Origin of the sequence: Arthrobacter sp. 754 (assembly GCF_040548695.1) — a bacterium.
GTDB lineage: Bacteria > Actinomycetota > Actinomycetes > Actinomycetales > Micrococcaceae > Arthrobacter.
In genome coordinates, this window is the sequence record NZ_JBEPSC010000005.1 from 314,419 (window position 1) to 339,627 (window position 25,209).

A 25,209-nucleotide genomic window follows, 5' to 3' on the forward strand; every position below is an offset into this window, starting at 1 on the left:
GGCCGTACCCGATTATTGAATCACGGCCTGCACAAGTCAACCGGTTGACCAAAGGGCGGACATGATCCGTTGAGTCTGCTTAATTGGGCCAGCAGCTCTACTGTGAAGCGTCGAACCCTGCGAGCAGCCGTCGTGAGGCCGTCTGCATATGGGAGCGCATGGTGCGGGTGACGGCCTCCGGGTCGCGCGCCTCCAGGGCGGCAAAGATCTCCCGGTGTTCCTTGAGGGCCGCGGCGGCATGCCCCTCGTCGGTCAGGGCGCGGTCCACCCAGATCCGCAGCAGTGACCGGATGCTTTGCAGCAGCTCCCGCAGGACCTGGTTTCCCGAGCTTTCCGCGATTTCACGGTGAAACAAAGCGTCCGCCTCCACGAAGGCGGCGAGGTCATCAAGGGAATCGGCCATGGTAGTGAGGTTGCCCTTCATCCGCTCCAGGGCCTCGTCGGTGATCCGGTCAGCAGCAAGCTGCGCCGCCTGGACCTCCAGGCCGCTGCGCAGTTCCACCAACTCCCGCGTCCGCGGTGCCCCCAGCATCAAACCCCAGCTGAGGGTCCGGGGCAGAAGCTCAGAGATCCCGTCGCGGAGGTAGGTACCGGATCCGGGACGGACTATCACGATGCCCAGGATCTCCAGCGCGGCCAGCGCCTCACGCACGGCGGACCGTCCCACGCCCAGCGACGCAGCGAGCTGGCGCTCGGCCGGCAGCCGTGTTCCGACGGCGATGTCCCCGCTGGTGAAATACGCCAGCAGGCGCTCGGCAACCTCCGACACGACCGATCCCTGGCCCACTGACCCCAAGGCTGCGCTGATCTTGGCCGTCGACGCGGCGGAGTTTGTTGGCACAGCCCAAGCGTAGCAACCGACCCCCTTCCCACCCGGTAAGACGCAATGTGAATAAATCACACGTCAACCGGTTGACCAATTTGCATTTGGCTCGTATGGTGGAACTCACATGCTTCAGCCGCCGGTTGGTCCACGGACCCTCATTCCGGCACCCACAGACCCCCCAGCTCCAGTGACTGAAGCGCGGGGAAGTTCAATTTCTAGGAGTCAACGTGGACACCACACAATCGGTGGTCGAAAAATCTGCCATCAGGAAAGTGGCGATCCGGCTTGTGCCGTTCGTCGCCCTGATGTTCTTCATCAACTATCTGGACCGCACGGCAATCTCCTTTGCCGGTCCGAACGGCATGAATACGGACCTTGCACTGTCCGCCGCCCAGTTCGGCTTTGCGTCAGGCGTTTTCTTCATCGGGTACATCCTGCTTGAGGTCCCCAGCAACCTGGCCCTGCACAAATTCGGTGCCCGCCGCTGGCTCGCCCGGATCATGGTCAGCTGGGGCATCGTCTCCCTGCTGTTCACCTGGGTGGGCAACGTGGAGCAGCTCTACATCCTCCGCTTTATCCTGGGCGTGGCCGAAGCCGGCTTCTTCCCCGGCGCCATCCTGTTCCTGAGCCTCTGGGTCCCGTCCCGGCACCGCAGCAAGATCCTCGCCCTCTTCTACCTGGCCCAGCCGCTGACCACCGTGATCGGTGCCCCGCTGGCCGGCCTCCTTATCCAGCAGCACGGCCTTTTCGGCCTCGCCGGCTGGCGTGTCATGTTCTTCGGCGTCGCCATCCCCGCCATCATCATCGGCATCATCGCCTGGTTCTACCTGGCTGACTCCCCCGCCAAGGCCAAGTGGCTGACGCAGGAAGAGAAGACCTGGCTGACCGGCGCCCTGGAGAAGGAAAAGAAGGAAACCGCTGCAGGCAACAAGCACGTCAGCGTCCGTACTGTCTTCGGTAACGGCCGCGTCTGGATGCTCTCCGCGATCTATTTCGGCTTCATCTACGGCCTGTACGCCCTCGGCTTCTTCCTGCCCACCATCATCGCCGGCTTCGAGGGCATATACGGCACGAAGTTCGACGTGTTCCAGAAGGGCCTGATCACCGCCATCCCGTACCTGCCGGCCGCGTTCGCGCTGTACTTCTGGTCCAAGGACGCCTCCAAGCGCGGCGTCAAGACCTGGCACATCGCCCTTCCTGCCCTCACCGGCGCCCTCAGCATCCCGCTGGCCCTGTTCGCCGGTTCGCCGGCGGCGACCATCGCTGTTATCACCATCACGGCCATGTCGATCTTCGCGGCACTGCCCAACTTCTGGACGGTACCCACGCAGTTCCTCACCGGAGCCGCAGCAGCCGCAGGCATCGCCCTGATCAACACCATCGGCAACCTGGCCGGCTTCAGCGCAGGCTACGTCACGGGCTGGCTCAAGGATTGGACCGGCAGCTATACCGTTCCGATGTTCGTCGTCGGCGGCTTCATGCTGATGTCCTCCATCCTGATGGTCCTGCTTAGCCGTTCCGGCAAGGTCAGCGAGGGTGTGCCGGCTGAAGCACTGGACCCCGCCGGCGCCGGGCACCACGCCGAGCCTTAACAAACCCGGAGGCGTCCCCCTCGCCCGGGGACGCCTCCGCACCACCGAAGCATCACGACCTCCCCTAGTTAGGCCCAGGAGCTTTCCCATGACCCGCCTGTTCAACGAACCCGAAGCTTTTGCTGACGAAATGATCGAGGGCTTTGTCGCCTCCCACGGCCGCTGGGTAAAGCGCGTTTCCGGCGGCGTCGTCCGCAACACCAAGAGCACTCCGGGCTCCGTGGCTCTGGTCATTGGCGGCGGCTCCGGCCACTACCCCGCTTTCGCCGGCCTGGTGGGCCAGGGCCTGGCGCACGGCGCAGCGATGGGCAACCTTTTTGCCTCCCCGTCCGCCCAACAGATCTATAACGTGGCCAAGGCTGCGGACAACGGCGGCGGTGTGCTGCTGGGCTACGGCAACTACGCCGGTGACGTTCTGCACTTCACCCAGGCCCAGGACCGCCTCCGCAAGGAAGGCATCGACTGCCGCAGCATCGCCGTCACCGACGACGTCTCCTCCGCCCCGCTCGCCGAACGCGCCAAACGCCGCGGCATCGCCGGGGACCTTACCGTCTTCAAGGTGGCAGCTGCCGCCGCTGAAGCGGGCTACTCCCTTGACGCCGCGGTGGACATCGCCGACCGCGCCAACCACCGCACCCGCTCCTTCGGCGTCGCCTTCAGCGGCTGCACGTTGCCGGGCGCGGACCATCCGCTGTTCTCCGTCCCCGAGGGCCGGATGGCGGTGGGCATGGGCATCCACGGCGAACCCGGCATTGATGAGACGGACATCCCGACGGCGGATCAGCTCGCCGAGTTGCTGGTCGCCAAGCTCCTGACCGAAGTCCCCGACGGTGTTGAGACCTCGGCGGATTCAGCCCCTGCCCGCGTGGTCCCCATCCTGAACGGACTGGGCAGCGTCAAGTACGAAGAACTCTTTGTTCTCTACCGCCGCGTCGCACAGCTCCTCGCCGAAGCAGGGATCGAAGCGGTCGACCCGCAGGTGGGCGAACTCGTGACCAGCTTTGACATGGCCGGCACTTCCCTGACCCTCTTCTGGCTGGACAAGGAACTCGAGACCCTGTGGAACGCCCCGGCTGACGCTCCGGCCTTCCGCCGCGGAGCCGTCACCGCCGAAGCCCTCGACGCCGACGCTGCCGACCTTTCCGAAGCCGAAGTTTCCATTCCGGAGGCGACGGCGGAGTCCCGCGCCGGCGCCGCCCGGGTCCTCGCAGCGCTGGGAGCTGCGAAGAACGTGGTGGACGCCAACGCCGATGAGTTGGGCCGGATCGATGCGATCGCGGGCGACGGTGACCACGGCATCGGGATGGAACGCGGCGTCCGCGCCGCCGTCGCAGCCGCAACAGACGCCGTCGCCCGCGGTGCCGGTGCCGCCACCACCCTGCACTTCGCCGCGGATGCTTGGGCCGACAAGGCCGGCGGCACCTCCGGCGCCCTCTGGGGCATGGCCCTGCGCGCCGTCGGTGACGCCGTAGGTGACACGAGGGCGCCCGACGCCGGTGCTGTCGCCACCGGGGTGGCCGGGGCAGCCGCCGCGATCATGGACTTCGGCAAGGCCAAACCCGGCGACAAGACCCTGGTGGACGTCCTGGTCCCGTTCCGCGATGCCCTGGCAGCCGGCGTCGAGGGAGGCAAGCCCCTCACCGAGGCATGGGGTGACGCCGCCCTCACCGCCGAGCAGGCCGCCGAAAACACCGCCCAGCTGATGCCCCTCATGGGACGCGCCCGCGTGCACGCCGAGAAAAGCCTCGGCACCCCGGACGCCGGCGCGGTATCCATGGCACTGATCGTCCGAGCCATCCACAACACTTTCGCCGAGGCGAAAGCTGCAGCAACCATCAAGGAGAAAGCATGAGCGCCAAACTGCGCCTGATCGTCGGTTGCGACGACGCCGGATTCGACTACAAGGAAGCGCTGAAAGCTGACCTGGAGGCCTCCGACCTGGTCGAATCCGTGACCGATGTGGGAGTGGACGCCACCAGCCACACCCCGTACCCATCCATCGCGATCGCCGCCGCCGAACTCATCGCCGCCGGCAAAGCCGACCGTGCCCTCCTGGTCTGCGGCACCGGCCTCGGCGTGGCCATCGCCGCGAACAAGGTCCCCGGCATCCGCGCCGTCACCGCGCACGACAGCTACTCGGTGGAACGCTCCATCCTGTCCAACAATGTCCAGGTCCTGACCTTCGGCCAGCGCGTCGTCGGACTGGAACTGGCCCGCCGCCTCGCCAAGGAATGGCTAACCTACACCTTTGACGAAACCTCAGCCTCGGCCGAGAAAGTCACCCTGATTAAGGACTACGAGGGTGTCACTTCCTGCTAACAGCCCGGGTACCAGCGCGGCCGCTACAACTCCCAAGGCCATCATCGGCGTCAGCCTCAAGATGTACTTCGGCTACCAGCGCTCGGTCGATTACTGCCGCCACGTTGCCGCCATTGCGCTTACGCACCCGGCGGTCCAGAGCGGCTACATCGAGCTCTTTGTCCTGCCCACCCTCCCTGTACTTCCCGAAGCTGCCCGGATTCTGGGCGCCGCGGGAGCGTCAGCCGGAGCGCAGGACATCTTCTGGGAAGACGAAGGCGCGTTCACCGGCGAGGTGGGCGGCAGGACCGTGGCCGAGCTTGGCGGACGGTACGCCGAGGTGGGCCATGCCGAACGGCGCCGGATCTTCGGCGAGGACGACAGGATCATCGGACTGAAAACCGCAGCGGCGTACCGCAACGGCCTCACCCCGGTCCTGTGCGTCGGAGAGTTGCAGCAAGGATCAGTCGAGGAGGCCATTGCCCAGTGCACGGCAGAGATCGATGGCGCGCTGAACCGCGCACAGTCCCTGGCACCCGCAGGCCGGACCATCGTGGCGTATGAGCCGCAATGGGCCATCGGCGCCCCGGAACCGGCAACCCCGGAGTACATCAGCGCCGTCATCACCGGACTGGACGCGCACCTGCGTGACCTGCCCGGCCAGGCGGACAGCCGCGTGATTTACGGCGGCAGCGCCGGACCCGGCCTGATCACCAAACTGGATTCCGCCGTCGCCGGCCTGTTCCTGGGCCGCTTCGCGCACGATCCGAAGGCGGTGAAGACCATCCTGGACGAAGCCGCCGCGCGGGTCGGCCTGCTCACCGGAGCTGGGGCCGGAGCATGAGCGCCACCACCGGCTCACGGACCAGACAGGGTTCACGGATCGGCCTGAGCAGCTATGCCTTCTTCTGGCAGCTCTCGGACAAAGTCTCCGAACCCCTCAGCATCCATCAGGCGCTGGAGAGGACCGCGACCCTGGGCGTGGACCTGTTCCAGGTCTGCGATTACGCCCCGCTCGAAGCCATGACGGATGCCGAACTGGAAGCCGTCCGTGCCACCGCGGGCCGGTTGGGAATCGCTTTGGAGCTCGGCACCAAGGGCATCCGCCCCGAGCACCTGCGCAAGTTCCTGCACATCGCCGGTATCCTGGGCTCGCCCCTGCTGCGGACCATGTTCAACGTCCCGGGCCACACCCCGACGCCGGAGGAGGCCGTGGCGATCTTCAAGGACGTGCTGCCGGAGTTCGAGGCAGCCGGGGTGAAGATCGCGGTGGAAACCTATGAGCAGGTGCCCACCTCCAGGATCCTGGACGTGATCCGCGGGGTGGACAGCCCGTACCTCGGCATCTGCAGCGACCCGGCCAACACCGTCGCGGCGCTGGAGATGCCGCGCGAGGTGATTGACGCCGTCGCGCCTTACGTCCTGAACATGCACGTCAAGGACTTCGCCTTCAGCCGCAAGGACGGGTGGGTCGGTTTCACGTACTCCGGCGCCCCGCTTGGTGAAGGCCTGCTCGACTACGACTACATGGTCAGCAAATTCCAGCCCCACCAAAGAAACATCAACCAGATCGTCGAACACTGGCTGCCGTGGCAGGACTCCGAGGCGGAAACCATCCGCCTCGAAAACCAGTGGACCCAGCAAAGCATCGAATTCCTAAGGAGCAAGTGAAATGTCAGCAGAAAAATTGACCGTCGCCGTCATCGGAGCCGGTGGCAAAATGGGAATGCGCGTTTCCCGCAACCTGCAGAAGAGCGCCCACACCGTTTTCTACAGCGAGAACTCCCCCGCCGGCCAGGAGCGCATCCAGGCCGAGGGCCGCGGGATCACGTCCACTGAGGACGCCGTCAAGGGCGCCGACGTGGTTATCCTCGCCGTCCCGGACACCGTCCTCGGCGTTGTCTCCGAAGGCGTCGTCCCCCAGATGAAAGCCGGAGCGATCCTGCTCACCCTTGACCCCGCCGCCGCCTACGCCGGGCTGCTGGCCAAGCGCGACGACGTCGTCCAGGCAGTTGCCCACCCCTGCCACCCGTCCGTGTTCCTGGAGCGCACCACCAAGGAAGAATGGGCCGACACCTTCGGCGGCGAAGGCGCCCCGCAGAACGTGGTTGCCGCCATCGACGAGGACGCCCCGGAGGAGACCAAGGCAGCCGCCGAGGCCACCATCCGCATCATCTACGCGCCCGTCATCGACGTCCACTGGGTCACCGTCAAGCAGCTCGCCATCCTCGAACCCACTTTGGTGGAGACCGTCGCCTGCATGATCGGCACCCTGCTCAACGAGGCACTGCACGAGACCATCCACACCGCCGGCGTTCCGGAGGAAGCGGCCAAGGCCATGCTGTTCGGCCACGTCCAGATCGCCCTCACCAACGCCCTGCGCGGCTCCAACCCGTTCTCCGAAGCCTGCGAGATCGCCATCCAGTACGGCAAGGACACCATCATCAAGGACGACTGGAAGAAGATCTTCGACGACTCCGAGCTGGACAGCGTCATCGCCAAGATGCTCAAGCTCGACGCCGTCAAGCGCTAAATCCCCGGGACAGCCCGGTGCGCGGCAAGGGCCGCGCACCGGGCTATCGGTGCTTGTAGATTCCCGGATGACAGGCACGATCGGTCCGCGCCGACCATGGGCCGACGCCGGGACCGCCTCAGCGACGCTCTTCGCGGTGGTGGGCTTCCCCTACCAGTTGGTGGAGGCCTTCGACGGCGGCAGCAAGGGAGAGCTCAGGCGATTCGGCGACGAATGGCATCAGGAGCCGGTTTTCCATATCCAGGTGCACGGCGAAAAGCTCCTCAATGGCCCCACCGGCTACCGCAGCCCGTACCCCTTCCGAGTTCCGGAGGCGTTCAACGAGTCCCACGATGACCTGATGCTCAGCCAGCATGCCGGCAACCAGAAGACGGCCTTGTTCAGTCTTCCCGGGGCCCGTATAGAGCGGGCCCTCTTCTGCGAGGGCGTGGGGAACAAGCTCGCGTTCGCACCACGTGACCAGCGCGTTCCGGGCAGAATGTTCGTCGCCGGAGCGGTCCTCCACAGCCTGGACGAGCGAAGCCTCGAGTTGCCGAAGCTCCGCCAACATCCGGGCATGATGATGCTCCACCGCAACGAGGGCACTTTGCTCGGCTCCCGGGTCCTTCTTCCCTACCTGATGCATGACTTGTCTCCTGTCTTTTGATCCTCAGTGGATTGTTTCTGAATGACTGCCGCCGGTCAGGCGTCAACGTCCCGGCGGCGGAAGCCCATCACCGCCACCACCAGCAGCACCAAGGCTGTGCCGACGGAAACGGCAAGGCTCCCGCCATCGACTCCGTGACGCAAGGGATCATGGCCGATGTACTGAAAAAAGGGGGAAAACTTCTGGATGCCTTCAAGCCAGTCAACCAAGGGCGCCAGTCCATTGACCACGTAGGCGACAACGGCCAACACTGCGGGTATCCCGCGGCTGGTCCCGGTCCGTCCCGTGGACGCGGACAAGGCCAGTGCCACGGTGCCGAACACGACGCCGAGCAGGGCAAGGTGCAGCATTGTTGCGGCCACCATGCCCTCATCGAGCTCAAGGTCAGCGAGTCTGCCCTCAAAGACGAGCGCCAAGCCCGTAACGGACGCCAGCAGAAAGGTCCCGGCAGCCATGGCCACAAACTTGTCCAGGACCACCCTTGTCCTGCTGACCGGATTCGAGAGCAACAGGTCCAGTGTGTGCTTGTCCTCCTCGCCCCCAATTGCCCCGGCACCCGTGCCAACCGCATACAGCAGGACCGCGATGGGTCCCATGAAGGACAGCAGTTCCACCTGGACGTAGCCAGTAGGAGTGGACATGTCCGCACCCGAGGAGGCGAACAGCGAGCGGAATGCCTCGGGCAGTTGGTCAAGGAAATCGCCCATGGAAGGCTGATCCCGCACAGTGGGCCAGAACGCGACGTACATGGCGACAAGCAACGCGAGGGATACGCACCACCCGATCAGGCTTCGCGTCTGGTCGCGCAGTGTCTTGGTCAGGACACTAGTGAGCATCGGCGTCGTTCTTTCTGTCGTAATCGGAGCCGTAGTAGCCCAGGAATGTCTCTTCGAGCGGAGCTTCCGCGCACTCGAAGTCCACCACCTGATGTCTGCTGACCATTTTCAGCAGCGCATCCAGTGACGACTGAGGGGCGCTGCACGAGAGGGACCGGGCGGTCACGGCCAGGTCCCGGAGTCCGGTGAGGCCCGCATAGTCTGCGGCGGAGATGTCCTCTGAAAAACTTGCGCGCACCCGGTGCAGCGATCTGGCGGCAAGCTCCTGCAGCCGCTCGACCGCCACCAGGCGCCCTCCCCGTACCACCCCGATCCTGTCCGCAACACGTTCCACCTCGCCCAGCACGTGGGATGAGAGCAGGACGGCTCCGCCCCTGGCAGTGTGCTCGCGAAGGAGCAAATGGAACGCTTGCTGCACCAAGGGATCCATGCCCGCCGTGGGTTCGTCGAGCACCAGCAGAGGGGGATCTGACATCATCGCCAGAACCACAGCAAGCTTCTGCCTGTTGCCACGCGACAGCGTCCTGGCCGGATGGTCAAGGTCCAGGTCGAGCCGATCGGCCAGCTCTTCGGCACGGTGTCTTTCCTTGCCGTTCCCCTCCTTGGGGCGGCGGAGGTTGGAACAGAAGGTCACGTGCTGGTGCCCGGTAAGGCGGTCATAGAGAGCCGGCTCGCCGGGGACATAACCCACCACCCTGTGAACCTCAACGGGGCGGTGCCAGCAGTCCAGGCCCAGGATCTCAGCTCTGCCGGAGGTGGGTCGGAGCATTCCCATCAGCAGGCGGATGGTTGTGGTTTTGCCGGCCCCGTTGGGACCGAGGTAGCCGAAGACTTCCCCCGGGCCGATGGTGAGGCTGACGCCGTCGAGCGCAGTGGTCTTCCCAAAGCGTTTCCTCAGGTCGGTGAGCCGCACCATGGCGTCTGCGCACATAAGTTCAGTATCGTGACCGGCGGGGGCCGCACGCAGAGGCTTTCGACCCGCTGGCCGCAGGCCGCCCGCATCCTGCCACCATACGGGTGGTGGCCGATGAAGGCTTTCAACCAATGAAATACCGGCTCACTATCGGCTGTCGGATCAGCCATGCTCTTCCCAGGACCCGATCCGGGCGAAGCACAGGAAAGAAGGAAGCGATGTCCCTCAGCGTTGAGGAAATGAACCGGCAACTCCCCATGGCCAACACCTTGCCGGGCGAGGCCGTCCCCTACTACATGGCTTCAGGGGAGGGGGCCCGGTACGAGGTTAACGGCCAGCTGGTGACCGTAATCGCCCGCGCCGCCGACACCGGCGGAATCTTCAGTGCCGCCTACATCTCCGGCGGCATGGGCGCCGAGTCACCGTTCGTCACCCACAAAGTCGAGCACAAGACCCTTTATGTCTTCGACGGCATCCTCCACGTCTGGCTGCCGGGCGAGAGCCGCATCCTCACGTCAGGGGATTCGGTGGTCATTCCGCCGGGAACGCCCCACGCCTACCGGATGGCCGGCCACTACACACGCTTCCTGAACTGGATGACACCGGGCGGAGCCGAGGCTTACTACGAACGCGTGGGCACCCCCATTGACTCCCATGTCCCGCCCGTCCGCGCCGGCCACACGGCCAGCCTCCGGGAGCAGGCAGAAGTGGGTGCCGAGTTCGGCATCACGTTCCCCGACGTCGAGCGCGTCCAGCCCAGCCTGCAGCATAACGCCGGACTTCCCGCGACGCAGAGCCCGTACTTCCTCAGCGCCGGTGAAGGCGAACGCCTCGCCAGCTACCAGACCATGTTCACTTACCTCTCGCGGCCGGCGAACACGGGATCCAACTATTTCGCCGTGCACACCAAGGGCGCCAAATCGCCCTACATCCCGCTGCACTTCCACTCCGAGCACACCGAGAACTTCCTCTGCACCGAGGGCCGGATGTGGCTGTACGCGAACGGCCGCGAGATGCTGCTGACCAAGGGCGATTTTGTCCACGCCCCGGCCGGCACCATCCACTCGTTCGCTTTGGACTCCCACAACACCCAGATGGTGGGATTCCTGACGCCGTCGGTCTTCAACGGGTTCTTTGAGTACTTCAACAAGCCCACCGAGGACTACATGTACACCGAAGGCGGCACGCCCTACATGGACATGGAAGGCTTCGGCCGGGCGCAGGCGGAGATGGACCTCACGGTTGTCGGCCCTCCCCCACAGCGGCGGACAGCGCTGGAAATCTCCTAGCGTTTCCCCATCACCAACAAGCCCGTTAAACCAGATGGCCCGGACTTCCGAAAAGGAAGTCCGGGCCATCTGTTATTAACCCAACGCGGGGTCACTCCCGGCCCCTCGGAGAGCTTTTATTGGGCCGGGAGTGACCCCGCGTTGCTTTAGAGGGATTGGAATTGCTTGACCAGGGCGCGGCCGTAGTCGTTGCCGTTGGGCGTCCTCACCACGGTGTGCATGTGGAAGGGCGCCGGGGCGTCGTTGTCGAGGAAGACTCCGGTGTGGTGATCGAGTTCCAGGATGACCACGGGACTTTGGATGCGGAAGTAAAAGGCTTCCTCACCCTGCCAGCCGCCGATCCACGAGAACCAGGTTTCGGCGTAGTGCTCCTGGATGTCGCGTCGGCGGGCGGCGCGTGGTCCGGACGGCAGATAGGCGATGGAATCGTCCACCACCTTGTCCAGGAAAGCCACTGCTTCTGCGGGCATCGCGCTGACGCGGATACCCTCGTAGGGGATGACGCGGTTGTCCTGGAAGCAGCCGGCAAGGTGCCGTTCGTCCCCGGGATGCATCCGCCCCTCCGGCATGGCAGGGTCCTGCATGTGCTCGAATACCACAGCGTCCCGGCGCAATGAGTCCGGCAGGGCGGCCATCAGCCCACGCGCCCACTGGATACGCTCCTTGAAGACCTTCACACCCTTGTGGGGTCCGGCGTCGATCACGTCCGGCTCAGCGCCCAGGAACACCGGAGTCAGGACCAGTTGGCTTCCGGCAACGAGGCAGTTGAGGGCAACGTGGTGGCCAAAGAGCTGCCAGCCCCAGGGCTCAGTTTCGGAGGGGACGCCGTAGAGGGCGAAGTTGTAGCTGTACTCGTTCATGAGCAGCGGCAGGTCAACCAGGTCGCCAAGGAAGCCGTTGATCCGCATCAGGTTCCGGGCCAGCGCGTAACCCTCCGGGCTCAGGCTCGCTTCCACCAATGCCAGGGCGGTGTCGCGGAGAGCGGGATCCAGTTCGTCCAGGCGCAGCCCGGTATCGTGCTGCATGAATTCCGGATTGGCCCAGCTTTGCCACTCTTGTGCGGCCACCACGTAGCTCAGCCGGCTGACTTGCTCCGGCGAAGCCAGGGCCAGCAGCTTTTCGGCCGCGGCGACCATGTCCGACGTCGGGGCCTCCTCGCCGGGGCGGGCTTCGGAAACCGGGAACAGGCCTTCGCGGACGACGCCGTCGCTGGTCACCCCCGCGAAGGGCCGGGGATAGAGCTTTTTCCAGCCTTCGATCATGGGTCCGGCGAAAGGATCGTCCTTGGCCGCCTCGGCGTAGGAGCGCACGTCCAGTCCGCGGACCGACGCTACGCGCGGATGGTCCGGCGGGTAGAGGTAATCACGAAATGACGGCGTTGACATGGTCGTTCTCCTGTATTTCCAAGGTTTCGGTACCGGTCTGAACGGCGGGGACGAGGCCGGCTGCAACGAGCAGGGCGCGGGAGGCTGAATCGGCAGAACTTCCCCGCCAGGCCACGTGCTGGTCCGGGCGGACCAGCACGGCTTCAGCTGCCCACCATTCGGCCATGGGTAATCCGTTGCGGTCCGATCCGACAGCAGCGACCGTCAGCGGAATCCGCCGGTCAGCCGCCGCTGCCAGAACATCGGCGTACGGGTCGACGGCGGAACCAGCCAGGGCGCCGGCGTCCACCAGCAGCGTGAAGCCGTCGCCCAAAACGTCGTAGACCGACGTCGAATCGTCCAGCCACGCGTGCGGCAGCACCGCGCCCGGGCTGGCGGACGCCGTGTACCGGATGGGGTCCTCCGCCGGAACGGGCGAACCGTCCGGGATCACCAGCGGCGACGCCGCGTAGCTGTAGCCAAGGACCAGCCCGAGGGAATCGAATTCACTCCGCTTGACGCCAAGGGCGTCGTGGGCGCGTACCCGGGCCGCTTCGCCCTCCGCACCTTCCAGTTCCAGGGCTGGGTCGGCGAAGTGGTAAGCCAGGGCTTTGCCGTTGGTGGCGGCGTCATTGATGGTCCGTTCCGCTACCGGCCGCCGTTCCAGTTCGTAGCTGTCCAACAACTCCGGACCGGCCCAGCCATCAAGGACGGCCGCGATTTTCCAGGCCAGGTTTGCGGCGTCGCCGATGCACGTGTTGAAGCCGTGGCCGCCCCAGGGCGGGTTCTGGTGGGCGGCGTCGCCCACCAGGAAGACGCCGCCGTGCCCGTACGAGGGGGCGAGGAGCATCCGCGCCGTCCACGGGTCGGTGGCGACGACATCAACTTCGACGTCGGCCCCCACCAACTCGCGGACCAGGGCCACCGGATCAAGGTCCGGCGCGCCGCCGTGGTCCTGGCCATCAACGCCCCGGGCATCGACGCCCTGGATGATGGCCCACCATGTCTGGTCCAGGTCCATGCGGCCCACCATGCCCGCAGCACCCGGCCCGAGGACCCAGTATTGGACGGCCGGGTCCAGGCTGATGGTGTCAGCGAGGTCGCCGGACCGGAAGAGGATGCTGATGTTGGAGAGCGCTGCGGATCCCCCCTCAAGCCGGAGGCCGAGGCCGCGGCGCACGGCGGAAGAGATGCCGTCGGCCCCTGCCAGGAACCGGCACCGCACTATGCGCAGGCCACCTGCGGCGTCAGCCACCGTCACCTGCTGACCGGCGCCAGTGCCGGCGCCCGTGCCGGAGTCAGGGCCGGAGTCAGGGCCGGAGTCAGGGCCGGAGGCCACATACTCCTCAACGCGCAGCCCGGTCAGCAGCGTGGTGTGTTCAGACGCCGCGACGGCGTCGCGAAGCACCGTCTCCAGCACAGGCTGCGGCACCTGCTGCCCGCATTCGGGCTGCGCTTCGTACTGGCCGGTTTCGAGCTGGAAGGCGTTGGTGAAGCGCCGGATTTCCCGGCCGGTCAGGGACGTGCAGAAGATAATGTCCTGTGCGAACTCCACCGGCAGCGGCGCCGCCTCACGCAGGGCTGTTGCCAGGCCCAGGCGGCGGAGATGGGTCATGGTGCGGGCATTGGTGGTCTTGGCACGCGGCCGGTCCGGGTCGATGGCGGTGCGGGGCTCGATGACAATGCTGCGGATCCCCCGGTTGGCGAGGTCCAGGGCCAGGAACAGTCCGCTGGGCCCGCCGCCGGAGATGAGGACCGGGATCTCCGCCGGGAGGTCCGCCAAACGGGCATCATGGATGGCAGTCATCAGGCCCTCGCCCGGAGTGAGGGTTCACCGATGGGGGTCACCAGCGTGCCCAGCCGCTCAATCTCGACCTCCACGGTGTCGCCTGCCTGGAGCAGCCACTGCGGGGTGCGGGCATAGCCCACGCCCTCGGGGGTGCCCGTGGCGATCACGTCACCGGGGTGCAGGGTGAAGGTTTCGCTGATCAGGGCAATGATGGCGGGCACGGAGAAGATCATGTCCCGGGTGTTGCCGTTCTGGACTTCGGTGCCGTTGACGCGTGTCCGCACCTGGAGTCCATCGCGGAGATCGCCCACCTCGTCGCGGCTGACCAGCGGGCCGAGCGGCCCGGTGAAGTCGCCGTTCTTGCCCAGCGTCCACTGCGATGTCAGCTTCTGGGCACGCCGGGCCGTCAGGTCGTTGAAGGTGGAGTAGCCAAAGACGGCGTCGGCCGCGGTGGCCTCGTTTGCGGATTCCACGCGTTTGCCGATATAGGCGGCAACTTCGCCTTCCCAGTCCAGGCCGGCCTCGCCGCCCGGGACAGGAACGGGCACCTGGCCGACAGAGAGCGAGGCCGTCCAGCGGCCGAACAGGGTGGGGTACGGCGGAAGATCCTGGTCCTTGTAGCTGCCCTCTGCTGCGTGTGCCCTGTAGTTGAGCCCGACGCAGATCACCCGGGCCGCCGCCGGAACAAGCGGCACCTCGGTGAAATCCGCCGAGTCCCGGCCTGCCGCAGCATCGGCAATGATCGCCAGGGCTTTGTCCTGCCAGCCGGCGGCATCGGCCCAGAAATCAGTGACCGAAGCCAGTGGGAAGACCCGGGACCCGTTCAGGGCTGCTACCCAGGTGCCGCCGTCGTGGTTGATTCCTATGTACTGCATGTGGGGCCTTTCAGGTTCGCCCGGGGGCGGTTGTCGGTGGGAGGGCATGGCAAGGAAAGCCACGGCCGGTGCCGGAGTGGAACTGTGGCGAAGTGGGGGTGGTGCGGAGAAGCTAGGAGAGGCCGGACTGCCTCCGGAAAAACGAGACTGTGGCCGCCAATGCCTTTCCGGCTGCGGCTGCGCTCCCGTCCGGGAGGCTCCACATGTGGTCAGCGTCTTCGATGAGGAGGAGTTCGACGTCGGCGCCTGAGTCCGTCAGTCTGTCCGCCAGGGTTTCTGACTGTGCTGCCGGAACGAAGCGGTCGGCCGTGCCGTGAACCAGGAGGAAGGGCGGTGCGCCAGGATGGACGTAGTTGATGGGGCTGGCCGCGGCGGCCTTCCCGGGCTCCTCTGCCAGGACCGCGCCGATCAGAAGCTCCTCGCGGGACCCCGGATCGCTGGGCCGCGAGACGGCTGTGGGCAGCGCCTGCTCCGCCATTGAGGCCAGGTCGGTGGGCGGATACCAGGCGGCGACCGCGGCGACGCTGCTGTGGTGCTCGCCGGTGAGACCCACCAGGCTGGCCAGGTGACCGCCGGCGGAGTCGCCCCACGCGTAGATCCGCGCCGGATCGACGCCGTACTCGTCTGCGTGGTTCCGCAGCCATTCCACAGCGGCAAGCGCGTCGTTCAGCTGGGCGGGGAAATGCGCTTCGGAACTCAGCCGGTAGTCCGCGGAAACAACCACAAAGCCGGCCTCCACCAGGACCTCGAACGGGTTCAGGCCAAAGCCGTCACACACCGGTCCCAGGGAGGACCGTTCCCCCATCCGCCAGCCTCCGCCATGGAAATGGACGACGGCGGGACGCAGCGGCTTCTGTGCTGCCGGCAGGTAAAGGTCCAGCAGGAGCGGACGTCCGGAGCGGTCCCCCGCCCGGGCGAACTCGACGCCCTTCAGCACTCGGCCTTCCGTCATCGTTGACTCCCTTTGGTTCCTCATTGCGCTGCCGGATCCTCGATGTCCCGGTCTGTTCCTCAAGACTGGCGGATCCGCGGCCGTACCTGAACAGCCTATTCCAATCATTGAAATGGCTTCGCGGCCGCCAGCTCCGTTGCCAGGAAGGAAAGGCCCCGCCGGACCACGGCCATGGCCGCGGAATGGTTGAGGTAGCCATGGGTGGCACCGCTCTCAAGCCGGTAATCCACGGGGATGCCGGCGCGGCGGAGGCTGTCCGAATAAAGCTCCGCGGAGGGTCGCAGATCGTCGTATTCGGCAGCCAGGATGGCAGCGGGCGGCAGCCCTGACGGGTCGGCGTTGCCGGGCACCGCGTAGGAGGACGCCATGGCCACCGGGCCTCCGATGTAGTTTTCGAACATGGCGCGGCAGTCATCAGGGGTGAAGCGCAGGAGCCGGGGAAGATCGGAGAGAACCCCGGAGGGGTCTTCCAGGGGAGGCAGCACTGCGTGCAGGAGCGGATAGGCCAGGAGCATCTTCGCCGGCAGCGGTTTGTCGACGTCGTTAAGGTACATGACCGCTCCGACCGCCAGGTTCGCGCCGGCGCTCGCCCCACCGATGCACAGCTTCGCCGGCAGGACACCAAAGTCCAGGGCGTGGGCTGAAGCCCAGAACCAGGCCGCAAGGACATCCTCATGCGGGGCAGGGAAGTGCACCCCGCCCCGCGCCAGCCGGTAGTCCACGGAAAATACGACGCCGCCGGTCCGCTCAGCCAGTTCACGTGCCAGTTGGTCGGCTTCCCGCATGTTCAGGTCGCCCCCAGCAAAACCACCGCCGTGAAGCCACACGAGGCCAGGCACGCCGCCGTCGGTTGCCCCTGCCTGCAACGGAGCGCCGGAACCATAGACCCTTACCGGCACGGGTCCATTGGGACCCGGAGCGCGGACTTCAAGGACGGGAACGTCAGGCCGCGCATACGGCAGTCCGCCGCCGCTGAAAGCTTCAAGCCGGGCGGGTCCGGACGGATCAGCAAACAGTTCGGCGAACGACCCAGCTCCCTCCACGTGCTGCATGGCGGCGGCCAACTCCGGATCCAGGCTCATGGCTGGAGTACCGGCTCGGGCTCACCGCGGACGGGGTCGGCGAAGCCCGGGACGGTGCCGTTTTCAGCCGGACGGAAGGCACAGGCGAAGGAATGCGTTCCGGATCCAACCTCCACAGCATCGGAACCGTCCGGCAGGAAGATCGACGCCGTGCAGCCGGCCGGCACAGCCACGTCCAGGCTGAACGCCTGGCCGTTCAGCTCCCAGCGCACGTTGGCTGCACCGTATGGGGTCTCGTGCCGGGCTTCGGCCCAGTCAAGGCCGCCGGCTGGCCGCGGCCTGACCAGCAGTTTCCGGTAGCCCGGTTCCGCCGGTGCCAGCCCGGCGAGGCTGCGGTGCATCCAGTCGGCCACGGCTCCCAGGGCGTAGTGGTTGAAGGACGTCATTTCGCCCTCGTTAATGCTGCCGTCCGGAAGCATGGAGTCCCAGCGCTCCCAGATGGTGGTTGCCCCCATGGTCACCGGGTAGAGCCAGGACGGGCACTCGGTCTGGAGCAGCAGCCGGTAGGCCGCGGTCACATAGCCGTGGTCGGTGAGCGCGTCGCACACCAGGGGGGTTCCCACGAAGCCGGTGGCGATCCGGTAGCCGTCGGCCTCGACAGCCGCGGCCAGCCCGGCCGCAGCCAATGCTTCCTCTCCGGGCTCCAGCAACCCGAAGGTCAGAGCCACGGCGTAGGCGGTCTGGGTGGGCGGGGTGAGCCGCCCGCCGTCGGAGATGTAATGCTCACGGAACACCGCGGAGGCCCGCTGCGAGAGCCCGCGCAGGGCAGTGGAATCCTCCCCCAGCAGATCCGCGGATTCGGCAGCTACCCGGGCCGAGTAGGCGAGGTACGCCTGCGCAACGAGCTGCCACGGCGTCAGCGCATCGCCAGGCTTGTCCGGCGGCGCCGCCGGGTCGAGCCAGTCACCGAACTGGAAGCCGTGTTCAAAACGGAGCTCCGGTCCGGCGGCCTCGGCGGCCGCCTCCAGCCAAGCGGTCATTCCCGGCAACTGGCGGCGCAGGAACTCCAGGTCACCGGTGCGCTGGTACATCACCCAGGGGACCAGGACGGCGGCGTCGCCCCACGCGGCCATGACCGGGCGGACGGGGAACGGCGGCTTGTCGAACGTCACTTCCGGGACCACCAGGGGCGGTGGACCGTCGGTTCCCTGCTCGGCAGCCATGTCCTTGAGCCATGACGTGGTGAACCCCGGAATCCGGTACAGGAAGGACGCAGTGGCCGCGAAAATCTGGAAGTCCCCGGTCCAGCCGAGCCGTTCGTTGCGCTGCGGGCAGTCGGTGGGCACGTCCACGAAGTTGCCGCGCATCCCCCACACCACGTTGGAATGCAGCTGGTTCAGCATCGGATCCGAGCACTCGAAGGTGCCGGTGCGGACCAGGTCTGAGTGAATCACGACGGCGGTGAACGCTTCCGGGTCAACGTCGCCGGGCCAGCCGCTCACCTCGACATAACGGAAACCGTGGATGGTGAATTCGGGCTCCCAGGTCTCGCCATCCGCGGCGCCGTTGAGGACGTAGACGTCCGTCTGCTTGGCTTCGCGGAGCGGCCGGACGCCCAGTTCCCCATGCTCCAGGACTTCGGCGTGCCGCAGCGTGACCTCCGTGCCGGCGGGTCCGTTGACCGTGATCCGGACCCGGCCCACCAGGTTCTGCCCGAAGTCCAGGATGGTCTTCCCCGACGGCGAAGCCAGCACCGCGGCAACAGCCAACTCCTCTGTGGCGCGGACCGGCGGACCGTCCGGGGCCACCATTACCGCGGCGTCGAAGACCTCGGTTTCAACAGGATGCAGCCCGGCAGAACCGTCCCGGCCGGCACCTACCCAGCCGCCGTCCTCCAGCCGCGCGTCGTAAGTTTCGCCGACATAGAGGTCTGCGGCCACGATGGGGCTGCGGCCGGCCAGCCAGTCGCTGTCCGTCCCCACGACGGTGACGGTGCCGCCGTTGTCGGTCATTTCAAGCTGCGCGAGCACAGCGGTGCGGTCGTGGTAAGTGTTTCGTTTGCCTTGGAAGCCCAGGTAGCCGCGCCACCAGCCGTCAGCGACTTCCAGGCCGATGACGTTTGTGCCCGGCTGCAGGTAATCGGTGACGTCATAAGTCTGGTACCGCAGGCGGTGGTGGTAGCTGGTCCAGCCCGGCGCCAGGATGTCGCGGCCCACACGCCGTCCGTTGATCGAGGCGACATAAACGCCATGGGCGCTGGCGTAGAGGCGCGCCGAGGCCACCGGGCCGGTCACTTCGAACGTCCGTCTCAGGCGTGCCGCCGGTTCGATCGATTCGCTGGCCTCGTCCCAGGCCGGCCGGATCATGGCGGCCTGCCAGTCTTCCGGCTTCAGGAGCCCGGCCTCGACGGAGGTGACAGGGCTCCAGGCGGAGGGCACGTCGTCGTCCGTTCCCCAGACCCGCACGCGGGCCGCGACACGCTGCCGGCTGTTCAAGGCCGGTGCCGGCCAGGGCTGCAGGAGCTGCTCGGCAGTCTCGGTCCGGCCGTAGCTGACCAGCTGCCCTTCGTCAGGGCCAAGTTCGAGCTCGTAGGCCGTCTGGACCCAGCCGGCTGTCCCGGTGGTGACCTGCCAGGAAAGCCGCGGCCGGTCCTCGCCGATGCCGAAGGGCTCCTCGTGGTGTTCGAAGCGGAGGGCTGAGGGAGTGGTGGTCATCGGGTGGCTCCAGAAGTTGTGGCGAGGGCGGTGGTGCGATCGGTGTTGGTCAGCGAAAGGCCGTGACCGTAGCGGAAGACAGGGTTTTCGGTGTCGAAGGGAACGTCCTCGCGGGATGCCTCGACGGCGGCCATGGAACGGGGCAGATCGAATGGCAGTTTGCCTTCCGGCATTGCCCGGCCCGTTAGGACATCCACGAGGGCATCTGCGTCGGAGCCGTAGTTGGCCAGCAGCGCGGCGGCGTGCTCCGCCAGTTCGGGGATGACGGCCGGCCGTTCAAGGTTGATGTCGATGATGGTGGGGACGGTGCGGCAGATGGCGGTCAGCCGCTCCACCTCCTGCGGGGCGAAGGCCAGATTGCCGCAGTGGAAGAAGGACTCCAAAAATCCTGTTCCGCGGATTTCGAAGGGGGTTCGGAGCCGGAGAATCGCGACGTCGGCCTGTTCGGCCGTCGCCACCACGCAGAACTCCGGGCCGAGGTCCTCGGCTGAGATCCCTTCCGAGTACACGTTGATTGGCTGCACGCTGCGGAGCGGCAGGAGCGGAACGCCGTCGGTCTCCTGGTTCTTCAGCAAGGTGTAGGAGCGGCGCTGCATTGCCCTGCCTGCGGCCTTGAACCAGGGTGTACCCACTGCTGAGTCTGCCGCAGCGGCGTCCACAAACGGGTTTTCGAAGAGGCCCAGGAGGAACTTTTCGGCAAGGATCTTGCGGACGGAGGTATCCAGGCGTTCCTCGCTGAGCCGTCCTGCCCGGACGGCTGCGACCATGAGCTCCACGCAGTGTTCGCCGCCAAACTGGTCCACGCCTGCGTCGAGTGCTTTGAGCATCCGCTCCTCGGGCGTGAGGTGCTCCACGCCCCAGGCCCGGGCGGGGAAGACGCGGCCAAGGATTTCACCATCCGTGAGGATCCCCCAGTCGGTGCAGACCACGCCCTGGAAGCCGAGCTCGGTGCGGAGCAGGTCGGTGAGGATGCCCTTGTTGAAGGCGAAGCCGACTTCCTCGTGCGCGGTGCCCACAGGCATACCGTAGTAGGGCATCATCTGGCGGCTGCCCGCGGCGATCGCGGCACGGAAGGGCAGCAGGTGGTACTCGAAGTTGCCGCCCGGGTAGACCTGTTCCCGGCCGTAGCTGAAGTGCGGGTCCTCGCCGTTGAGCTGGGGTCCGCCACCCGGAAAGTGCTTGGTCATGGTGGAGACCGACGCCGGCCCGAACGCTTCCGTTTGGAAGCCGCGGACGTATGCGCCCACCAGTGTGGCCGCCATCTCGGCGGACTCGCCAAAGGTCATGCCGCCGCGGGACCAGCGCGGTTCGGTGAAGACATCCACCTGCGGGTGCAGCGCGGAGCGGATTCCGACGGCGAGGTACTCCTGCCGGGCGATGTCCGCGAACTCCTCGACGGCGCCAGGATCCCCGACAGCTGCGAAGCCCAGGGCTTCGGGCCATTGCGAGAATGGGCCGGCAAACGCCGCTGTGCCGGGATTGTCCGTGTAGGCGTGGCGTGGATCGGTGGACAGCGTTATGGGAATGCCGGGCCCGGTGGCCAGCGCGATCTCCTGGAGGCTGTTGTGCCAGTCCGCCAGGTCCCGGGCGTTGAGGGCTGCGCCGAGAATGTTGAAGTGGTTGAGGCGGCGCTTTCCGATCAGCTCGTGGGCAGGACCGGTACCGGCGGCGAAGGGGAGAATGTCATGGAACATCACGCCTGCCTTGTCTTCCAGGGACAACCGGGACAGCAGGTCCGCCGCACGCTGGGCTACCGGCAGGGCGGCGTCCTGGAACGGGAAACGAGGGGTGTTGGGAGTCAACGTCGGCTCAATTCGTCAAGAAGGAGAAGATTCGGGGCTTCCCCAAGCGTGCCGGGGATGGCGAAGGGGCAGCTAGCGGACTTTCATTGGCCGGAACTGTGTGGCCGCGGTGAGAGCTCGCGGCTGAAGTAGTCGATGGCGGTGCGGAGGATTCCGTCCAGCTGGTGCTCGGCGAAGAAGAAGCAGTGGTCCCCGCCTTCGACTGTGATGAGGTCGTTTCGCGCGCCGGCGGACGTCAGCGCGTCGGACAGCAGTTCACTCTGCGACAACGGGACCAGGCCGTCGCTGTCGCCGTGGATCAGCAGGAACGGCGGCGCCCCGGCGGTGACATAGCCCAACGGGCTGGCGGCGGCGAGCGAGGCAGGATCGGCGCTGCCGCCCACCAGCATGGGTCCCGGTTCCATGGACATGCCGGGCGGGACCGCAGCCACGAGGGGGCCGGACATGAGGCCGGGAGGCGTATCCATGGGCGGCATGTCCGGCAGCGAGGAGACACCGTAGAAATCGACGACGGCACTGACAGCGCTGGACTGCCCCTGGACACCGAGGCCGCCCTCCAGGTCAGCGCGGTCGCCGGTGAGTCCGAGCAAAGCTGCCAGATGCCCGCCGGCCGATTCGCCCCACGCGCCGATCCGTTCCGGGTCGATGCCCAGGGCGTCGGCGTGGCCGCGAAGGTAGCGGACGGCGGCTTTGATGTCGTGCAGCTGGGCCGGGAAGGGCGCCTCCAACGCATGGCGGTAGTCCACGGTGGCGCAGGCGATGCCTGCCTCGTTCAGGAGCCGGAACACGGAATCCGGGGCGAAGGTGGGCGGGAGTTCGCGGCGGTCCCCCAGCTGGAATGCCCCGCCGTGGATCCACACCACCAGGGGCACCGGCGCGCTTGCCCGCCGAGGAAGCCAGATGTCCATGGCCAGCCGGCGGAAGCCGACGGCGATCGCGTAACTGACTTCCCGGTGTACCTGGGAGTGCGCGGACACCTCCTCGGGCTCCCCCAACAGACCGAAGGCCGGGAACGGCGGCGGCGCCGGCATCCTTCGTGGGCTCTCCGTGGTGGCAGCGGTTTCCGGTGTCATAGTGCACTCCTTGCAAGATCATTACGTGTCAGTGTCCCCGTTGCGGGGGAAGCGGCGATAACGGTATGGGTGCCGGGCCCGACGACGGCGGCCGGCTCGCCGGGCAACCTGACTTCGGCGGTGGTTCCGGACGGCACAGTCGCGGTGAGCGTCAGCGCGCCGTCGTCGGTTACCCAGCCGACGTCGATAAGGCCCTGCGGGCCCTGGTGCGAGGTGCTGGCGGACGTCAGCCCGGCACCGGGGCGGGGTTCGATGACGATGTCCTCCCAGCCTGCGCTGCCGGCGGCCTGACGCAAGCCGGCGGTGTAGCGGTGCAGGAAGGAAACCACGGCACCCTTGCTGTAATGGTTGAGCGACTGCCGGGCCGATCCGTCCGAAGCGATGCCGTCCCAGGCTTCCCAAATGGTGGTGGCGCCGCGGTCCACCATCACCAGCCACGAGGGCTCCGAGTCCTGCATCAGCAGTTCGTAGGCGAGGTCCAGATGACCGTTGTCAGCCAGAACAGGCAGCAGGTACGGCGTGGAGAGGAAGCCGGTGCCCAGGTGGGTACCCGCGTCCCTGATCAGCTCGACCAGTTGGCGGGCGACCGCGGCCTTTGCGGTGTGCGGAACGAGGTCGAAGGCCAGGGCGCGGACGCAGTTGGCCTGCGTCCCGCCGTCGACCGTTCCGTTTGGCAGCAGGTATTCCTGCTGCCAGGCGCGGCGGACGTGTTCCGAGAGTTCGGCCAGCTCGAGGGCTGCTGCATGCTTCCCCAGGATGGCGGCCGCCTTGGCGAGGATGGCGGCGGAATGCCGGTAATACGCGGTGGCCACGATCCCGTTGTCTGCTGTCCTGGCGGCGAAAAGGTCAGGCGCGGGTCCGCCCGGTTCCATCCATTCCCCGAAGTGGAAGCCGGTGTCCCAGAGGTACTGCTCGTGCGGGGCAGGCGTGGTGCTTGCTGCAGCCCTGGCCGGGTGCCGGTTCCCCTCCGCGGTGCCGCGGACGAACCCCAGCCACCGGTTCATGGCATCCCAGTTCTCCTCGAGGATTGCGGCGTCGCCGGTGGCAAGGTAGATCTTCCAGGGCACCATGACAATGGCATCTCCCCAGCCAGAGGAGCCGTTGGTGAAGGCCATGAAGTCGGCGCTGATGACGTCGGGGCCGGGTGAGGGCGAGATGTTGGCGACCACCCCGTTCCCCCATTGGTCGGCCCGGACGTCGTTGAGCCATTTCCGGGTAAAGCCGGCCACATCGAAGAGGTAGGCCGCCGTGGGCACAAACAGTTGCCAGTCGCCGGTCCAGCCCGCCTTTTCGCGCTGCGGGCAGTCGGTGGGGACCTCGCAGGCGTTGTCCCGGAAGCTCCATTCCACAATTTCGTGCAGTGTGTTCAGCCGGGTATCGCTGCAGCTGAAGGTGCCCAGGCGTTCGAGGTCGGTCTGGACCATGCAGCCCACAACGTCTCCGGGAAGCAGGTTTTCTGCCAGGCCCTGGATGGAGATGTACTGGAACCCGTGGGCCGTGTGGCGCGGTTCGAAGACTTCACCGGCGGCGCCGGAAGCGATGACCTCATCCACCTGCCCGGCGGCAAGGAAGTGCCCGGGGTTCCTGAAGTCGATGGGGCGCAGGTGGTCCTGGTTGACGTCCCCGTCGGAGCCCAGGGCCTCGCCGTAAACCAGTGTGACCTTGTGGCCGGGGGCGCCGAGCCGGGACAGCCGGACCCAGCCGTTGATGTTCTGGCCCAGGTCCACCACCTGGTTGCCATTGGGCAGGCGGATGATACTGACGGGGTGTAGCTCCTCCACGATCCGGGTGGGCGGAGCCACCGGGCCGGTGAGGGTATCCAAGCTGCCTTCCCGTAGGACGGCGAGGCGGGGGACGCCTGCGTCATGTAGCCGCCGGAAGTCAATCTGCTGGCCAGCCATCAGATCCGCGGCGGCAATCTCCGTTGGAGACACCAGCCACGATTCATCGGTGCCGATGACGCTCCGCACCCCCTCAGCCTCGATTTCCATCTGCACGAGGAGCGCAGTCTGCGTCCCGTACATGTCGACGTCGCGGGTGAAGCCAAAGGTGCCGCGGTACCAGCCGTCGGTGAGGACAGCTCGGACCTTGTTGGTGCCGGCGCGGAGCAAGGCGGTGATATCGAAAGCCTGCACCTGCAGCGTGCTGTGGTAGCTCGTGGAGCCGGGTGTGAGCTCCTGATCCCCTACGCGCTGGCTGTTGATGAACAGCTCATAGATGCCGTGCGCGGTGGCGTAGGCCCGGGCGAAATCCGGTGCGGTGTCAAGGGTAAAGTCGCGGTGCAGGGCGTAGCCAGGGCGCTCGCCCGGGACGGGGATGAGCGGTTCGTCGGGGCCGATCCATTTTGCGGACCAGTCGGCGGGGTGGAGGAGCCCGATCTCCACCAACACGGGCTCGGACCAGTCGGACACCTGCTCAACGCCGTCGGCCTCGATGTTCCACGTCCTGACCGTCCACGAAAACCGGTCCCGTGACCCCAGGTCCGGCCCGGCGTACACGACGTTGCTGTGGGCAGCCGACTGCACCCGGCCGGTGTCCCAGCCGTTGCTGGCGGTCAGCTGGTAGGCAGCCTGCCGGAGCGTGCCCTGCGGCGGGGTCCAGCTGAACCGCGGAGCGATGTGGGTGATGCCGAAGGCCTCGCGCAGGTGGTCAGTTCTCAGGCGGGTGGGCTTGTCCAAGGGATTC

At 66.6% G+C, this 25,209-nt stretch carries 20 protein-coding genes; 7 read left to right on the forward strand and 13 right to left on the reverse strand.

Going from position 1 to position 25,209, the window contains the following annotated elements:
* Positions 1 to 97 precede the first annotated feature (97 nt).
* Positions 98 to 841 carry a FadR/GntR family transcriptional regulator gene (locus ABIA70_RS16165; RefSeq protein ID WP_354148582.1) on the reverse strand — a complete coding sequence of 248 codons (744 nt, stop codon included), beginning with the start codon at positions 839 to 841 and terminating at the stop codon, positions 98 to 100.
* Between the two features lie 212 nt (positions 842 to 1,053).
* Between ABIA70_RS16165 and ABIA70_RS16170 the strand changes: the two genes are divergently transcribed.
* From ABIA70_RS16170 to ABIA70_RS16195, 6 genes are all read left to right on the forward strand, one after another.
* Entirely contained in the window at positions 1,054 to 2,418 is a 1,365-nt protein-coding gene (locus tag ABIA70_RS16170) for an MFS transporter (RefSeq protein ID WP_354148584.1), read from the forward strand.
* 88 nt (positions 2,419 to 2,506) lie between these two features.
* Positions 2,507 to 4,270 carry a dihydroxyacetone kinase family protein gene (locus tag ABIA70_RS16175; RefSeq protein ID WP_354148585.1) on the forward strand — a complete coding sequence of 588 codons (1,764 nt, stop codon included), beginning with the start codon at positions 2,507 to 2,509 and terminating at the stop codon, positions 4,268 to 4,270.
* Entirely contained in the window at positions 4,267 to 4,737 is a 471-nt protein-coding gene (locus ABIA70_RS16180) for a ribose-5-phosphate isomerase (protein WP_354148586.1), read from the forward strand. The genes ABIA70_RS16175 and ABIA70_RS16180 overlap by 4 nt, the downstream gene beginning before the upstream one ends.
* Positions 4,721 to 5,560: a triose-phosphate isomerase family protein gene (locus ABIA70_RS16185; protein WP_354148587.1), complete on the forward strand. Its 840-nt coding sequence runs from the start codon at positions 4,721 to 4,723 to the stop codon at positions 5,558 to 5,560. The genes ABIA70_RS16180 and ABIA70_RS16185 overlap by 17 nt, the downstream gene beginning before the upstream one ends.
* Complete coding sequence (locus ABIA70_RS16190) at positions 5,557 to 6,387, forward strand: sugar phosphate isomerase/epimerase family protein (RefSeq protein ID WP_354148588.1); 831 nt, start codon at positions 5,557 to 5,559, stop codon at positions 6,385 to 6,387. The genes ABIA70_RS16185 and ABIA70_RS16190 overlap by 4 nt, the downstream gene beginning before the upstream one ends.
* Before the next feature lies 1 nt (position 6,388).
* Positions 6,389 to 7,249 (forward strand): phosphogluconate dehydrogenase C-terminal domain-containing protein, encoded by an 861-nt coding sequence (locus tag ABIA70_RS16195; protein ID WP_354148589.1) that lies wholly within the window; start codon positions 6,389 to 6,391, stop codon positions 7,247 to 7,249.
* Positions 7,250 to 7,367: 118 nt separating this feature from the next.
* Here the strand turns inward: ABIA70_RS16195 and ABIA70_RS16200 are convergent, their stop codons facing one another.
* Genes ABIA70_RS16200 through ABIA70_RS16210 form a run of 3 tightly spaced genes read right to left on the reverse strand, consistent with a single transcriptional unit; the run spans position 7,368 to position 9,662 of the window.
* Complete coding sequence (locus tag ABIA70_RS16200) at positions 7,368 to 7,874, reverse strand: hemerythrin domain-containing protein (RefSeq protein ID WP_354148590.1); 507 nt, start codon at positions 7,872 to 7,874, stop codon at positions 7,368 to 7,370.
* 56 nt (positions 7,875 to 7,930) lie between these two features.
* Positions 7,931 to 8,731 carry an ABC transporter permease subunit gene (locus ABIA70_RS16205; protein ID WP_354148591.1) on the reverse strand — a complete coding sequence of 267 codons (801 nt, stop codon included), beginning with the start codon at positions 8,729 to 8,731 and terminating at the stop codon, positions 7,931 to 7,933.
* A complete protein-coding gene (locus tag ABIA70_RS16210; RefSeq protein ID WP_354148592.1) occupies positions 8,721 to 9,662 on the reverse strand; it encodes an ABC transporter ATP-binding protein in 942 nt (313 codons plus the stop codon). The genes ABIA70_RS16205 and ABIA70_RS16210 overlap by 11 nt, the downstream gene beginning before the upstream one ends.
* Positions 9,663 to 9,862: 200 nt before the next feature.
* On the opposite strand from ABIA70_RS16210, the gene ABIA70_RS16215 reads away from it, so the two are divergent.
* A complete protein-coding gene (locus ABIA70_RS16215) occupies positions 9,863 to 10,933 on the forward strand; it encodes a quercetin 2,3-dioxygenase (RefSeq protein WP_354148593.1) in 1,071 nt (356 codons plus the stop codon).
* A 146-nt stretch (positions 10,934 to 11,079) separates the two neighbouring features.
* On the opposite strand, the gene ABIA70_RS16220 is transcribed toward ABIA70_RS16215, so the two are convergent.
* The 9 genes from ABIA70_RS16220 to ABIA70_RS16260 form a co-directional block, all read right to left on the reverse strand.
* A complete protein-coding gene (locus ABIA70_RS16220) occupies positions 11,080 to 12,318 on the reverse strand; it encodes a DUF3500 domain-containing protein (protein WP_354148594.1) in 1,239 nt (412 codons plus the stop codon).
* Positions 12,296 to 14,104, reverse strand: a complete 1,809-nt coding sequence (locus tag ABIA70_RS16225; protein ID WP_354148595.1) for an FAD-dependent monooxygenase — start codon at positions 14,102 to 14,104, stop codon at positions 12,296 to 12,298. Before ABIA70_RS16225 ends, ABIA70_RS16220 begins: the two co-directional genes overlap by 23 nt.
* Positions 14,104 to 14,961, reverse strand: a complete 858-nt coding sequence (locus ABIA70_RS16230) for a fumarylacetoacetate hydrolase family protein (protein ID WP_354148596.1) — start codon at positions 14,959 to 14,961, stop codon at positions 14,104 to 14,106. Before ABIA70_RS16230 ends, ABIA70_RS16225 begins: the two co-directional genes overlap by 1 nt.
* Positions 14,962 to 15,073: 112 nt before the next feature.
* Positions 15,074 to 15,913 (reverse strand): alpha/beta hydrolase fold domain-containing protein, encoded by an 840-nt coding sequence (locus ABIA70_RS16235; RefSeq protein ID WP_354148597.1) that lies wholly within the window; start codon positions 15,911 to 15,913, stop codon positions 15,074 to 15,076.
* A 104-nt stretch (positions 15,914 to 16,017) separates the two neighbouring features.
* Entirely contained in the window at positions 16,018 to 16,995 is a 978-nt protein-coding gene (locus tag ABIA70_RS16240; protein ID WP_354148598.1) for an alpha/beta hydrolase fold domain-containing protein, read from the reverse strand.
* Complete coding sequence (locus ABIA70_RS16245) at positions 16,992 to 19,649, reverse strand: glycoside hydrolase family 78 protein (RefSeq protein ID WP_354148599.1); 2,658 nt, start codon at positions 19,647 to 19,649, stop codon at positions 16,992 to 16,994. Before ABIA70_RS16245 ends, ABIA70_RS16240 begins: the two co-directional genes overlap by 4 nt.
* Positions 19,646 to 21,451, reverse strand: coding sequence for a glycoside hydrolase family 3 protein (locus tag ABIA70_RS16250; RefSeq protein WP_354148600.1), 1,806 nt, complete (start codon positions 21,449 to 21,451; stop codon positions 19,646 to 19,648). The genes ABIA70_RS16245 and ABIA70_RS16250 overlap by 4 nt, the downstream gene beginning before the upstream one ends.
* 83 nt (positions 21,452 to 21,534) lie before the next feature.
* On the reverse strand, positions 21,535 to 22,524 hold the full coding sequence (locus tag ABIA70_RS16255; RefSeq protein ID WP_354148601.1) for an alpha/beta hydrolase fold domain-containing protein: 990 nt from the start codon (positions 22,522 to 22,524) through the stop codon (positions 21,535 to 21,537).
* Positions 22,521 to 25,202 carry a family 78 glycoside hydrolase catalytic domain gene (locus tag ABIA70_RS16260; RefSeq protein WP_354148602.1) on the reverse strand — a complete coding sequence of 894 codons (2,682 nt, stop codon included), beginning with the start codon at positions 25,200 to 25,202 and terminating at the stop codon, positions 22,521 to 22,523. Before ABIA70_RS16260 ends, ABIA70_RS16255 begins: the two co-directional genes overlap by 4 nt.
* Positions 25,203 to 25,209: the final 7 nt, after the last annotated feature.

Bases quoted from the DNA above. Each gene is read 5' to 3' on its own strand.
- ABIA70_RS16175 (WP_354148585.1), top strand. From the start codon at position 2,507: ATGACCCGCCTGTTCAACGAACCCGAAGCTTTTGCTGACGAAATGATC.
- ABIA70_RS16180 (WP_354148586.1), top strand. From the start codon at position 4,267: ATGAGCGCCAAACTGCGCCTGATCGTCGGTTGCGACGACGCCGGATTC.
- ABIA70_RS16190 (WP_354148588.1), top strand. From the start codon at position 5,557: ATGAGCGCCACCACCGGCTCACGGACCAGACAGGGTTCACGGATCGGC.
- ABIA70_RS16195 (WP_354148589.1), top strand. From the start codon at position 6,389: ATGTCAGCAGAAAAATTGACCGTCGCCGTCATCGGAGCCGGTGGCAAA.
- ABIA70_RS16200 (WP_354148590.1), bottom strand. From the start codon at position 7,874: ATGCATCAGGTAGGGAAGAAGGACCCGGGAGCCGAGCAAAGTGCCCTC.
- ABIA70_RS16205 (WP_354148591.1), bottom strand. From the start codon at position 8,731: ATGCTCACTAGTGTCCTGACCAAGACACTGCGCGACCAGACGCGAAGC.
- ABIA70_RS16210 (WP_354148592.1), bottom strand. From the start codon at position 9,662: ATGTGCGCAGACGCCATGGTGCGGCTCACCGACCTGAGGAAACGCTTT.
- ABIA70_RS16215 (WP_354148593.1), top strand. From the start codon at position 9,863: ATGTCCCTCAGCGTTGAGGAAATGAACCGGCAACTCCCCATGGCCAAC.
- ABIA70_RS16220 (WP_354148594.1), bottom strand. From the start codon at position 12,318: ATGTCAACGCCGTCATTTCGTGATTACCTCTACCCGCCGGACCATCCG.
- ABIA70_RS16225 (WP_354148595.1), bottom strand. From the start codon at position 14,104: ATGACTGCCATCCATGATGCCCGTTTGGCGGACCTCCCGGCGGAGATC.
- ABIA70_RS16230 (WP_354148596.1), bottom strand. From the start codon at position 14,961: ATGCAGTACATAGGAATCAACCACGACGGCGGCACCTGGGTAGCAGCC.
- ABIA70_RS16235 (WP_354148597.1), bottom strand. From the start codon at position 15,913: ATGACGGAAGGCCGAGTGCTGAAGGGCGTCGAGTTCGCCCGGGCGGGG.
- ABIA70_RS16240 (WP_354148598.1), bottom strand. From the start codon at position 16,995: ATGAGCCTGGATCCGGAGTTGGCCGCCGCCATGCAGCACGTGGAGGGA.
- ABIA70_RS16245 (WP_354148599.1), bottom strand. From the start codon at position 19,649: ATGACCACCACTCCCTCAGCCCTCCGCTTCGAACACCACGAGGAGCCC.
- ABIA70_RS16255 (WP_354148601.1), bottom strand. From the start codon at position 22,524: ATGACACCGGAAACCGCTGCCACCACGGAGAGCCCACGAAGGATGCCG.